Origin of the sequence: Leeuwenhoekiella palythoae (genome assembly GCF_020310025.1) — a bacterium.
GTDB lineage: Bacteria > Bacteroidota > Bacteroidia > Flavobacteriales > Flavobacteriaceae > Leeuwenhoekiella > Leeuwenhoekiella palythoae.
In genome coordinates, this window is the sequence record NZ_CP084318.1 from 3,237,512 (window position 1) to 3,250,926 (window position 13,415).

Below are 13,415 nucleotides of genomic sequence, written 5' to 3' on the forward strand. Positions count from 1 at the left end.
AGTAGTTAATCTAGAGCGCTTTCGGCACCCGGTGTATTTTTATCTTCTTCCAATTTTTCGATCTCTTCAAAAAACTCTTCCGGCTTCATAATACGCATCGTTTTTTGAACAACAATGGTATTAGATAAGGTATAAACATGGTTGTCTTTATTCCGCAGGTGCAGAAAGAATAAGGTGATATTCTCAACACGCCCTGACATTGGGAAATCTTTATCTACAATCTCTACGTAATCACCAATTTTTAGCGGATGATTAAAAAACAAAATCAATCCGGAAGTGATATTGCAAAGCAATGACCACTGCGCAAAAAAGGCAACTCCTAAAATAGTAATTACAGATCCAATTCCGGCAATTACATCTTGTCCCGAAAGTCCCCAGATCACCGCCAGACAAAACCCTAGCACCATAAAGAAGAGAATGTTCAGGACCTTTATAGTGAGTTGTTTGCGGGTGATATCAAAATTAGCACGCCTGTATCTGCTTACGATAAGTTTTGAAACGACGTAGCGAATAATGCCTAAAACAAATAGGAGAATCAGGCTTTCAATAAGTTTGAATTCGAGTGGAGTCAAGGTATTTATTTTCTGTAATTATTGGGGTTATTAAGGAATAAGGCGTTTGCAAAGAATAGTTTTCCATTTTCCCAGAAGGCTCTAAAAAGAGGATCGTCTACCATATACGTGATCGTTCCGCGGCCCATAGGTTCTACGCCAAATACTAAACTGTTGCTTAGACCTTTCAAAGCTGCTTCGCCTGCAAAACCAGATACGCGTTTAGGTTCAGCATCTAAATAGCCTACATTGTAACCACGATCTAAAAGCGCATAAGCATCGCTACCTATTTTTAAGCTGTAATAGGTGTCTGAATATCCAAAAGCTAATGGATGTGTCGTATCTATATTGGTTTTAAAAATACTACCACTGATCAGGTTTTTAGCGCTTTCTTTTTGACGATCTGCATAAGCGATAGTTTTCGCGGTGATGGTGTCTTTTGGCGCTTCGGTGATCGCAGTTTTTAGATTGAATCCTTCCTGATCTGCAAATACACGTAGCGCGTTATCAATAGCGATTAGATTTCCGCCACTGCGTACCCAAGCTCTTAAATCTTGTAGCACATTATCACCAAAATTATACCTTCCGCTAGGCAAGACTAAAACATCATAATCACTCCAATTGATGCGCCCTAAATCTGAAGCATCTATAGCAGTAACAGGGTAGTGTAATTGCTGCTCAAAGAAATGCCAAGTAGCACCGTAGCTCAATGAAGAAGTTTGCTCGCCGGTAAGCACGCCAATTTTTGCTTTATTAATAAGCTTTACAGCAGAAGAACCAAAGTCTGGACCCGCAGTCGCAAAACTTGTAGGTACAGCGGTAATTGAGCGCTCAAACTCATTAGCGATCGCCACTAGATCAGTATCAAAATTTTCTGAAGGGTTATCGCTACGCGTGATGATCAAACTTCCGCTAGGATAATTTACTGTGCTGTTAGTAAAGGCTTCTTCTGTAAAACGCACTTTAATGCCTGCCTGAAGCAAGGCGCTTAAAAAGCGTGCGTCACCCATACTATTCCATTTTGCTATATATCCTGCTGCGCTTTTAGAGACTGAATTTTGAATAGATGAAGCAATATATTCTGAAGCCGATGCTGCAGCTTTAGTACTGGCAACAGCATCTAAACCATAAGCATACGGTAAACTCCAAGCGGTGATATCATAAGTTAGGGGTGTGGTCAGAACTGCTTCGGGTTCAAACAGAACGTGTACTAGTTTTCCTTTAGGCTGATCGGTACTTAGTGTTATCGCTTTTGGGTAGCTCAGCGAAGTTTTATCAGCATCGCCATAAGCGGTGCCTGATGCTTTACCTGCGCCGATGAAAGAATATTCAATTTGGTGAATGTCTAACAAAGCTGCAAGGGCATTGAGATGATCAAGTTCGCCGGTAAGCGTAAATGTTTTAAACTCAACGTCAGGATTGCTGTAATACGTGTTAAATTCAGTATTTAGACGCTCAACGTTTTTCGCAGCAACTTCAACTGTAGAAAGTCCGGTGGTAAAGTGATGCGCAACACGATCCACTAACGTAAGAATGGTACCGTCTGCTTTTTCAATTCCTAAGCCTGCGCGGCCACCACCAGCTTGCTCATACGTCATCCCAATGGTTCCCGTGTAAGTAGGGTAAGTGTCCCCGTAACTAGGGTAGAGAAGGTCAAAAACCTCTCGGGTAAAAAATAACCATCCGTTTTCATCAAAGTATTTTGCGTTATTCGTACCTATTTCACGTTGAAATTCAAACTGAAATGGCGTAATGATCTCGTGATAAGGTTCAGCAGCCGGAGCAAAGTAATAAGGACTATTGATCCCTTGTTCGTGAAAATCTACGTGAATATGCGGCATCCATTTATTATAAACTTTTAAACGTTGCTGGGTCTCCACCTGAGTCGCCCAAGCCCAGTCGCGGTTTAGATCAAAAAGGTAATGATTGGTACGCCCGCCTGGCCACGGTTCGTTATGCTCAGCCGCATCAGGATTGGTGTCATACGGTGTAGCTTTAACTTTATTGTACCAGTTGGCATAGCGATCGCGTCCATCAGGATTGACACAAGGATCAATGATTACCACAGTATTCTGAAGCCAATCTTTTTTAGTGGTGATCAGTTCGTATAGCGTAAGCATAGAAGCTTCGGTGCTACTAGCCTCGTTACCGTGCACATTATAACTGAGCCAAACGATCGCTTTATCAGGCGAAGCGCTTCCATCAGTTAAACCGGCATTTTTAAGTTGGTTAGTACGTATCGTTTCAATATTCGCCTGATTTTCGGGCGTGGTGATCACGGCATAGGTTAATGGTCTGCGTTCATTGGTTTTTCCATATTCATCAAACGTAACCCAATCAGAATGTTCTGCGACATATTTAAAATAGGCCACAACATCTGCGTGTCTTGAAAATTGGGTGCCAACTTGATAACCTAAAAATTCTTCAGGTGATTTTAAGTCTTGAGCTACGGAAAGAATAGAAAAAAGAAAAGCGAAAAGATAAGTAAACTTGTGCATACAATTATAGGGTTAGTAAGAGGTAAATCTACTAAAATTGTGATTAAGTGATGTCTGCGAATTAACGTAAATTTGTGGCATAAACTCAGTTGAGACTAGTAGTTTTGCAATCATTTTGTGATTGTTAATTATAGCAGTTTAAATAACTTAAAAAGTAAAATTTGCTGCGATAAATTAGGAATTTCCTAATCAGTTTTTTTTTGAAACCTTTATCAATGTCTGTAAAGCATATACCTTATAAAAATACCGGTTACTACTCAAAGTTGATTTGTGATTATCTGGAGCAGAAAGAGGAGTTAAAATCATTTTATGGGTATTTTCCGAATCTAGAAAATTTTAAAAAGCAGATCGCAGATAAGAAGTTTTCAACTGAAAATAGAGCAACTCTCGTAAAAGCCTTACACCGTCAATATCAGAATCTAAATTCTAGTGATGAGGTAACGCAGGCCATCAATTTGCTGTCAGAACCACAAACTTTTACGGTAACTACCGGGCACCAACTCAATTTATTTACGGGCCCGTTGTATTTTTTATACAAGATCATTAGTACGATCAATCTGGCTAAAAAGCTAAAGGCAGCCTATCCTGAGCAAGATTTTGTTCCTGTTTACTGGATGGCGACTGAGGATCACGATTTTGAAGAGATCAACTATTTTAGAATTCACGGGAAAAAAATTCAATGGAATAGACCGGATACTACCGACAATGATAGCGGTGCGGTTGGGCAATTAAACACTGAAGGGCTAGAGCAAATTTATGAGCTTATTTGTGCTGAATTTGGAAACACAAACGCGGCTAGAGATCTTTGCAAATTGTTTGAAGATGCCTATCTGAAACACAACACGCTTACCGAAGCTACACGTTACCTTGCTAACGATTTATTTGCGGCTTATGGTCTGGTGATTGTTGATGGGGATGATGCCGATTTAAAGCGCATTTTTGCGCCTTATATGCAAAACGAGTTGGTATCGCAAACTGCTTTTGATGCGGTGCAAACACAAGCTGAAAAGCTGGAAGAAGCAGGGTATGGCGTTCAGGTGAATCCGCGGGAGATCAATTTATTCTATCTGGCGGAAGGAATTCGGGAGCGTATTATTGAGAAAGAAGGACGATATTTTGTAAATGATACCGACATAGCATTCTCTAAAGATGAACTCTTAGAAGCATTAGCTGAGCGACCCGAAGCATTTAGTCCTAATGTAATAATGCGACCGCTGTATCAAGAGGTGATCTTACCTAATCTGGCGTATATAGGTGGAGGAGGAGAGATCGCTTATTGGTTAGAGTTGAAAAGCTTTTTTGATAAGGTTGAAGTTCCTTTTCCTATGCTGATGTTGCGTAATTCGGCGGTTTTGATCACCGAGAAACAAGAAGAAAAGCTACACAAACTGGATCTTTCTATTGAAGAATTGTTCTTAAGCCAGAATGATCTTGTAAATCGCAAAATAAGACGAATCTCAAATATTGATGTTGATTTTACTCCGCAAAAAGAACATTTAGTCAAGCAGTTTGAAGCAATGTATAGCATCGCACAAGAGACTGATGCTTCTTTTTTAGGAGCGGTAAAAGCTCAGGAAGTAAAGCAACTTAAAGGCTTAGAGCATTTAGAAAAGCGGCTGTTAAAAGCACAAAAGAAAAAATTAAGTGATCACGTGAAGCGCTTTACGAGTATTCAGAACGAGTTGTTTCCGCAGGAAAACTTGCAAGAGCGTGTGACCAACTTTTCAGAGTTTTATCTGCACTACGGAAAAGGATTGATTCCGCAGTTATTTGAAGCTTTAGATCCTTTAGATTATCGCTTTACAGTAGTAACGCAATAATACTATTTGATCAGTTTTTTACCTTCTATACTAATCGCAGAGCCATCCATACATTGAATGCTGTCAGGATCTCTGGTTGCGAGTTCAGCAAAGGCTTCTCCGTACAGCTTTTCAAAATCAAAAATGATCTCATAATCGAGTACGTCATAGGCTTTCCAAAGCGGATGTTTGACTTCGTACTCCCAACTTTCCGTTGCTGATTTACGACTGTAGCCCCAGAAATGTTCGGTGATAAATTCGGTGATGCTTCCGGGAGCATAAGTTGTGGGTTCAGGAGCAGTCGCTACCTGAAAGAGCTGCCACTGCTCTTCGAGCTCAATGCCATAACTGAAGAAATTCTCATCGTGATTTAAATCGTGTTTGTAGTGCATTTTATATACACTGTATTGCTCGTTATACAGCGTGTTTGCTACCCAAGCGATTGCCGGTTTCTGTACGATTTCTGAAATAAACACGGTACCGCGTTTCCATCGTTTTCCGTCAAAATGTTTAACGTAAAATCTAAGATTGATTTCTTCAAAGCGCTTATGAAAAGGAATTGTAATGCCTTTGAGTTTGACATCATCAAAAAGAAAACCTACGAGACTCACGTAGCATTTCCCTTCAAAAAAATCAAGTTCGGTATGCGCGGGAACGTAGGGTAAAAGAATTTCAGGATCGATCGCGTAATTCGCAAAACATAGCTTTTTCCACGAAGCGGTAAGAAAACTCATTTACTTTTTGAAATATTTCGTTGGCGGAAGGAGCATCCCGAAGCATTCTCCTTCTTCTTTTCCTAAATGTTTATGATGAATTTTGTGCGCGCGTCTAATTCCTTTTGCATACCAATTATTGGCATTTCTAAAAAGTTTAAAGCGCTGATGAATAAAGATATCGTGTACCATAAAGTACGTCACGCCATAAGCAAAAATACCAAGTCCTATAGGAAGACCAATCCATACATTTTCATATTGCCATAATAAGAAACAGCCAATACTGATCAAGGCGTAGAAGATGAAGAAAAAATCGTTGCGTTCCCACCAAGAGCCGTGATCTTTATGATGATGATCTCTGTGTAACGACCATAAAAACCCGTGCATAACATATTTATGGGTGAACCACGCCATAAATTCCATAAGGGTAAAGGTGAGTAAGAATACGAGAATCCAGAGTGCTATTTGCATGTTAAATAAGATTTAGGCGGTACTTTACATAACTGCGGGCAAGTAAAGAGGCCTTTACATAATTAGGAACGCGTATGCGTGCATTTTTAATCTCAAGTGACGGCGTACTTTTTAACTTGCTTAAAAGCTTACGGTAATAGCGATAGGCAGTGTAAACGCCAAATTTTGCTTCTACCGGCAATTTACAAATACCCGCAAGACCTTTTGCAAAATCAGCTTCGATTTCTACGATAATTTTTTGCTTAGAAGCCTCGTCGAGTTCGTTGAGATTCGTATTTGGAAAATACGTTCTACTCAATTCTTCGTGGTCAGCTTTTAAGTCTCTTAAAAAATTTACCTTCTGAAATGCCGAACCCAGACTCATAGCACAGTCTTTGAGTTCGTCATATTTTTCTCGATCTCCCTTAACAAAAACCGTTAGACACATCAGCCCAACAACATCTGCCGAACCGTAAATGTAATTTTTGTATTCTTCTTCGGTTAAATATTTACTTTTTGAAAGATCTAAGCGCATACTATTCATAAAAGCATCTACCAGATGTTTCTCAATATTATACGTATGAAAGGTGTGCTGAAAAGAATTTAGAATAGGATTTAGACTAATTTTTTCCTCTAAAGCGTTTTCCAGATCAGCCTCAAAGCGATTAAAAAGGCTTTCCTTATCGTAGGCGTGAAAGGTGTCTACGATCTCATCGGCAAAGCGCACAAAGCCATAAATGTTATGTATGTCCTGCCTTATGCTGGGAGCGAGCATTCTTGTAGCTGTGGAGAAAGACGTGCTGTAGGAGCGCGTGACTGTCTCTGAGCAAGCTAGCGATACGTTGTCAAAAATTTGTTTCATTTCTTTTTCTTGTCATTTTTAGTTATTAGACCGGCCACTAGTTTACCGGAAATTAAGGCAGGTGGTACTCCCGGTCCGGGAACTGTCAACTGACCTGTGAAATATAAATTAGCAACTTTTTTACTTTTTAGTTTTGGTCTTAAAAATGCAGTTTGCAATAAGGTATTTGCAAGACCATAGGCATTGCCTTTATAAGAATTATACTGCTCCACAAAGTCTTTTACGCAAAAGGACTCTTTAAATATAATATTTTTTTTAACCGATTGCCCCGTAAGTTCTTCTAAACGATTGATGATACGGTCAAAATACTCCTCACGTAATTCTTGAGTATCGTGCAAGCCCGGAGCGAGTGGAATTAAGAAAAACCCGGCTTCTTTACCTTCTGGCGCCATCGCCTTATCACTGATTGATGGAAAATTGGCATAGAACAATGGAGCATCTGGCCACTTAGGTTTGTCGTAGATTTCTATGGCGTGCTTGTCAAAATCAGTGTCAAAAAATAACGTGTGATGATTAACGTGCTCTAGCTTTTTATCAAATCCCACATAAAATAGGAGAGAAGAGGGCGCAAAGGTTTTTTTATCCCAATATGTTTCAGAATACTGTCTTAAATTCTTTGGCAGAAGTGTTTCGGTATGGTGATAATCAGCACCGCTAAGTACAATATCGGCTTTAATGGTTTTTCCATTAACAGTGATCCCGGTTGCGGTATTATTTTCGGTGACAATAGACTCCACATTGCTATTGGCGTGCATCTGTACTCCTAGAGATTCCGCTAAAGTAATCATACCTTCAATAACAGCGTGCATTCCATTTTTTGGGTGAAAAGTGCCAATTCCAAAATCAGCATAATTCATAAAGCTATAAAAGGAGGGAGTATCACTAGGTTTCGCTCCTAAAAACAAAACCGGAAATTCTAAAATCTGAATTAGTTTAGGATTCTTGAATACCTTGCGCACATCGCGACTGATGGTACTAAAAAAGCTTCCTATCTTTTTTATCGTTTGTGGAGTTACTAATTCCAGCGGAGAAACGCCCGGTCTATACACCAAATCCTTAATAGCAACTTCATAGTTGTTTCCGGCATCGTCAATAAAGTCTTGCAATTTTTGTGCACTCCCGGGCTCAATAGCTTCAAAAGTTTCTTTGATTTTGCCTAAAGAATCGCCAATGGCAATAGAATCGTGCTTGCCAAAATACACACGATACGCCGGGTCAAGTTTACTTATGTTGTAAAAGTCTGAGGTTTTTTTACCGAAGTCGGCAAAAAAGCGGTCAAAAACATCTGGCATCCAATACCAAGAAGGTCCCATATCAAAGGTAAATCCGTCGCGTTTGTATTGTCGTGCACGACCGCCCAAAGTGGCATTTTTCTCATAGATATGAACTTCGTGACCGGCTTGAGCTAAGTAACTCGCAGCGGCAAGTGAAGAAAATCCAGATCCAAGAATAGTAATTTTTTTAGGCATACAGTTTAGTTAAGTACAGCGGATAAAGCTTCTATAGATTTAATAATTTTGACGTTTTCGGGCATTTCTTGCTGTTCAATTTTTTGAACCATTCTACCTAATAAATAAAGCGGAATGTGTTCTTCTTCTATTGTTTTGTTGAAATGCTCAGCAAATTTGGCTACTCCCATATCGCAAGGATTTACCGTGAGATAGGACACAAAATGCGGATTATTATGCGTCTTTACGATGTATTTTAAATTTTCGATATGAATGTTTTGCCCTAAATAAACACACTTGTGACCGCGCGATTCTAATTCATAATTCAAGAACATTAAGCCCAGATCGTGAATTTCATTTTCGGGTAAAAACAAAACGAAAAGATTGTCAGATTTTTGCTCAACGGTGTTGATGCAAGCATCAAGATTGAGTAGTATTTTCTGTTTAATAAGGTTAGATATAAAATGCTCGTGCGCCGGATTGACCACCCCTGCCTGCCATAAAAAACCAATTTTTTCTAGTAGCGGAATAAATACCGAAAAAAAGAGCTCACTAAAGCCAAGCGTCTGTCGCAAGTGATTATACGTCTGGGAAAACAAACGTTGATCAAAATTCATCATCGCAATCTTAAACGAATTGATCGCGTGATGGTTGGCGCCCAGATCTTGCTCTTCAACGATCTCAGCCACTAGCGATGCAATCTCATCACTTGACCTTTTGGCGATCTTAGAAATTTTATAGTTGTGATCTAGTAAAAACGTGACGTTGAGTAGTTTTTGCAAATCATCTAAACTATAGGTGCGAATGTTTGTGGGGGTACGATCTGGATCTAGAAGATTATATCGGCGTTCCCACATACGTATGGTGTGGGCTTTAATGCCGCCAAAGCTTTCTAAATCTTTAATGCTAAAATTTGTCTTGACCGTATTCATAAGTAGATCTAGCGTATTCTAATCTACTCAAATGTACAGTTTTGTTTAATAGAATTGGTAAAAACTTCAACAAAACAGAAACTTTAGCATTGCTTTAAGAAAGGCTATACGGTATAAAATGGGATGATCTTAGATCTTAAACGTGATTCCGTCTTCAACGTTTCGATCGTATTTTTCCTTATCAAACTGATAGAGATAAGAACCTTTGCGTGACGAAGACATGTCTTTCTCTTCTAGTTTAACCAATACATCCAATCCATTTACCTTATTGATAAAATTGCGTTTATCGAGCTTTTCATTTAGGATAGACTCATAAAGCTTTTGTAATTGGCGCATTGTGAATTTTTCGGGAAGTAATTCAAAACCTATAGGTTTAGAAATAGCGCGTCTACGTAAACGAAGAATAGCTTTGCGTACCATCTCGTTGTGGTCAAAAATGAGTGAAGGCGCCTCTTCTATACTAAACCATTGCGCTGAATATTGTTCTATTAAATGCTCGTCGTGGTCTTCAATATTAATGAGTGCATAATAGGCGACAGACAGGGTACGCTCAGCAGGATCACGATCTACCTTACTAAAGTTATAAAGCTGCTCCATATAGATTTTGTCAAATCCCGTAAGGTGGTGCAGGATACGGTTTGCGGCGTCATCTAAAGTCTCTGTGTTTTTTAAAAACCCACCTATAAGCGACCACTTGCCTTTTTCTGGTTCAAAGTCCCTTTTAATTAGAAGAATTTTTAGGTCTTCCTGATCAAAACCAAAGATTATACAATCTACTGCAAGCAGCACTTTATCTTCAGAGTTGTAATTATTGAGTTGATCTGTCATTTTAAAATGGGTTAACAGGGCTGAATTAAAGGTTGAATTTAAACCGTCGCAAATGTAATAATAAGGGTAAAAATAAAATAAATGTTAAGAATACAATAATAAAAAATCGTTATCGCAATGTTGTTTTGAAATATTCAACTGCTAAAGTTTAAATTTTTCTTAAAATAAATTTGTTTCATTGAGATATCTTTACTTACATTTGGAAATGTAAAATACACACTTATAATTAACTTTTAATCTTTTGTTCACATGAAGCAAAACAAACTTTATGATTGTCTTTGCGTTTTTGAATACCTCTTTAAGAAAGGGATATTTCTTCTCGCAATTGTCTTGGCACCCATTATGAGTGCTCAAGCACAAGAAAGCAAGACCATTACAGGTACCGTCCTGTCTTCAAACGGTAATATGCCTATTCCCGGAGTGAATGTTCTGGTTGAAGGAACCACTACTGGTGCGGTAACAGACTTTGACGGTAACTTTTCAATTGAAGCTAGCGCAAACGATGTATTAGTATTTACCTATCTAGGATTTCAAGAGCAACGTATAACTGTGGGTGAGCAGACCTCGCTTACCGTAACGCTAGAAGAGGCTTTATCCTCCTTAGACGAAGTCGTTGTAGTAGGTTATGGTACGCAGCGTAAGTCTGATTTAACAGGAGCCGTTAGTGTTGTGGATACTGAAGAAATGACCAAGCAGGCTTCTAATGATGTTACACAAATGATGCAGGGGCGCGTTGCCGGGGTTACTATTACCAGTGACGGTCAGCCGGGTGCTTCACCTAGCGTTAGAATTCGTGGGGTATCAACCTTTGGCCAAGGAGCGAGCGCAGAGCCACTTTATGTTGTAGACGGTTTTCCTATCTCTGGAGGAATACGTGATATCAACCCGAATGATATAAAGTCTATTCAGGTTTTAAAAGATGCTACAGCAGGTGCTATTTATGGTAACCGTGCTGCAAACGGTGTTGTGATCATCACTACTAAAAGCGGTGCTAAAGGGAAGAAGTTTGCCGTTGAGGTAAACTCGTATTATGGTATTCAGACCATTACTCAAAAACTTCCTTTGTTGGATCGTGAAGGATACCAAATGATCAACAGCGAACTTTTAACGAATGCAGGACAGCCTTTGACCCCTGGTAATGATCCTAGTTCAGATTTGTATATAGATGATATTGATACAGACTGGCAGGATGAAGGATATAAAGATGGTTATATCATGAACCATAACTTTAATATTTCTGGTGGATCTGAGAAGACAAGCTACTTTGTGTCTTTAGACTATTTAGACAATGAAGGAACACTTGTAGGTTCTGGACCTGACTATAAAAGATATTCATTCCGTGTGAATTCTGATACCGAAGTGGGTAAATTCAATTTTGGTGAGAATGTATATATCGTACACTCTGACGAAAACCCATTATTCAATACGACTACAATAGGACTTCCAGGTGGTCGACCATCATTGGTAAACGACTTATTGCAAGCGGCGCCAACCATTCCTGTTTACGATCCTAATCGCTTAGGAGGTTTTGGTGGAGCAGATGCTACAATTCATCAGTCGATCACACTTAACGTTCCTGGTATCAATACGCTTATTGAAAATCAAACCAAAGTAAATCGTGTTTTAGCGAACTTTTATGCACAGTTTGAGCCTATTGAAGGTTTAAAATTAAAGACAAACCTTCAGTATGATAATACAGATATTGAGGATCAATTGTTTGTTCCACAATACGATTTAGGATATTTCTTTCCTAACCCTACCGCACAACTGCAGTATGGTTCAAGAAAGAGTAGCTCGTTCCTGATCGAGAATACGATCAACTGGACTAAAGAATTTGGTAAGCATAACCTTACTGTTTTGGCAGGTCAAACCTACCAGAAGTTTAATGCGCGCAATGTTTCTGCAACCGGTGTTGGTTTAACGGCGCCTTATGTAAAGAACCTGGTAAATGCTGAAAACTTCAGTGTTAATGACGACATTCAGAACTCAGCGATCAGTTCGTTACTAGGTCGTGTGAATTATTCCTTTGATGATAAATACTTGCTTACTGCAAATATCAGACGTGACGGTTCTTCAAAATTTAGAGAAGAATTGCGCTACGATTATTTCCCTTCTGTAGGTTTAGGTTGGAAAATTCACAACGAATTTGAATTACCTGAATTCATTACTGCTTTAAAACTTAGAGGAGGTATTGGTGAAGTAGGTAACCAAGAAATTTTGAATTACGCGTATCAAAACACCATCAACCGTGGTATCCCATATTCTTTTGCTTACGGTCGCGCAATAGGAGCGGCAGTTACAGCACTTGTTGATCAAGATATCAAGTGGGAAACTCGTGTGACGCGTAGTGTAGGAATTGATGCTACATTGTTTAATGGCGGTGTTGATTTTACTGCAGAATATTATTCAAACACTTCAAACGATGTACTTACTTATGTGCCAATCCCGATCTCTAATGGTTCTATCGGTTCACAGTTGCTTACTAATGCAGGTTCGATCAAAAACAGTGGTATTGAACTTTCTGCAGTGATCAGAAAGCAGTTTGGAGATTTCTATCTTGAAGTTGCGCCAAACTTTTATACCGTAAACAACGAAGTTCTGGATATTGGCGGTCTTGATTTGATCTCATCTACCGGAGCTCGTACTGTGGTAGGAAGATCGTTAGGAGAGCATTACGGATGGGTTTATGATGGAATTTTTCAATCTCAGGAAGAGGTTGATAATGCACCATTTCAAACTCCCGGAACTGCTGCTGGAGATATTCGATTTAGAGATCTTGACGGCGACGGAAGCATTACAGACGAAGATAGAACTTTCTTAGGTAGCGCACTTCCAACGTTCAATTACGGTATCAACATCTCAGCACGTTACAAAGATTTTGACTTCACGATCTTTGGTCAGGGAGCTGGCGGAAATTACATCAACAGTAACCTGTACAAAGGCTTGATGCCAACAACGGGATATACAAACTGGCACGAGGATATCTTAAATCGTTGGACTCCAGAGAATACAAATACTACAGTGCCTAGAGTGGTATTCCTAGATCCTAACAACAACGGTAGAGATTCTAACAGACCGGGATGGTTGCAAAAAGGAGATTACTTTAGAATCAATACGATTTCTTTAGGATATACACTGCCAGATACATTTGTTGAAAACATTCATATGTCAAGTGCACGTTTTTATGTGACGCTTCAAAATGTAGCTGTTCTTTCAAGCTATAAAGGATATAACCCAGATTTTCAAGCAGGTGTATTAAGCCCTGGTTTTGACTACGGAACTTATCCTAGACCATTAACAACAATGCTTGGTGCTCAATTAAAATTTTAAGAAA

Annotated in this window: 10 protein-coding genes; 2 read left to right on the forward strand and 8 right to left on the reverse strand. The window is 39.2% G+C overall.

Annotated elements, in window-relative coordinates; genetic code table 11:
- Positions 1 to 5 precede the first annotated feature (5 nt).
- Both LDL79_RS13850 and LDL79_RS13855 read right to left on the reverse strand, forming a co-directional pair.
- The gene (locus LDL79_RS13850; RefSeq protein WP_128755717.1) at positions 6 to 572 is read right to left on the reverse strand and encodes a mechanosensitive ion channel family protein; all 567 of its coding nucleotides are present in this window, start codon (positions 570 to 572) and stop codon (positions 6 to 8) included.
- Between the two features lie 5 nt (positions 573 to 577).
- Positions 578 to 3,049, reverse strand: coding sequence for a M14 family metallopeptidase (locus tag LDL79_RS13855; protein WP_225598126.1), 2,472 nt, complete (start codon positions 3,047 to 3,049; stop codon positions 578 to 580).
- Between the two features lie 215 nt (positions 3,050 to 3,264).
- Between LDL79_RS13855 and bshC the strand changes: the two genes are divergently transcribed.
- Complete coding sequence (bshC, locus tag LDL79_RS13860; RefSeq protein ID WP_225599980.1) at positions 3,265 to 4,869, forward strand: bacillithiol biosynthesis cysteine-adding enzyme BshC; 1,605 nt, start codon at positions 3,265 to 3,267, stop codon at positions 4,867 to 4,869.
- Positions 4,870 to 4,871: 2 nt separating this feature from the next.
- Here the strand turns inward: bshC and LDL79_RS13865 are convergent, their stop codons facing one another.
- The 6 genes from LDL79_RS13865 to LDL79_RS13890 all read right to left on the reverse strand — a co-directional run bounded on the left by LDL79_RS13865 (position 4,872) and on the right by LDL79_RS13890 (position 10,081).
- Positions 4,872 to 5,582, reverse strand: coding sequence for a YqjF family protein (locus LDL79_RS13865; RefSeq protein WP_225598127.1), 711 nt, complete (start codon positions 5,580 to 5,582; stop codon positions 4,872 to 4,874).
- Positions 5,583 to 6,032 carry a sterol desaturase family protein gene (locus LDL79_RS13870; protein ID WP_225598128.1) on the reverse strand — a complete coding sequence of 150 codons (450 nt, stop codon included), beginning with the start codon at positions 6,030 to 6,032 and terminating at the stop codon, positions 5,583 to 5,585.
- Position 6,033: 1 nt separating this feature from the next.
- Entirely contained in the window at positions 6,034 to 6,873 is an 840-nt protein-coding gene (locus LDL79_RS13875; protein ID WP_072979614.1) for a phytoene/squalene synthase family protein, read from the reverse strand.
- Positions 6,870 to 8,342 (reverse strand): phytoene desaturase family protein, encoded by a 1,473-nt coding sequence (locus tag LDL79_RS13880; RefSeq protein ID WP_225598129.1) that lies wholly within the window; start codon positions 8,340 to 8,342, stop codon positions 6,870 to 6,872. The genes LDL79_RS13875 and LDL79_RS13880 overlap by 4 nt, the downstream gene beginning before the upstream one ends.
- Before the next feature lie 5 nt (positions 8,343 to 8,347).
- Positions 8,348 to 9,253 (reverse strand): MerR family transcriptional regulator, encoded by a 906-nt coding sequence (locus LDL79_RS13885; protein ID WP_225598130.1) that lies wholly within the window; start codon positions 9,251 to 9,253, stop codon positions 8,348 to 8,350.
- A 129-nt stretch (positions 9,254 to 9,382) separates the two neighbouring features.
- Entirely contained in the window at positions 9,383 to 10,081 is a 699-nt protein-coding gene (locus tag LDL79_RS13890) for an NUDIX hydrolase (RefSeq protein ID WP_167597415.1), read from the reverse strand.
- A 249-nt stretch (positions 10,082 to 10,330) separates the two neighbouring features.
- Here LDL79_RS13890 and LDL79_RS13895 point away from each other — a divergent pair, with 249 nt between their 5' ends.
- Positions 10,331 to 13,411, forward strand: a complete 3,081-nt coding sequence (locus LDL79_RS13895; RefSeq protein WP_225598131.1) for a SusC/RagA family TonB-linked outer membrane protein — start codon at positions 10,331 to 10,333, stop codon at positions 13,409 to 13,411.
- Positions 13,412 to 13,415: the final 4 nt, after the last annotated feature.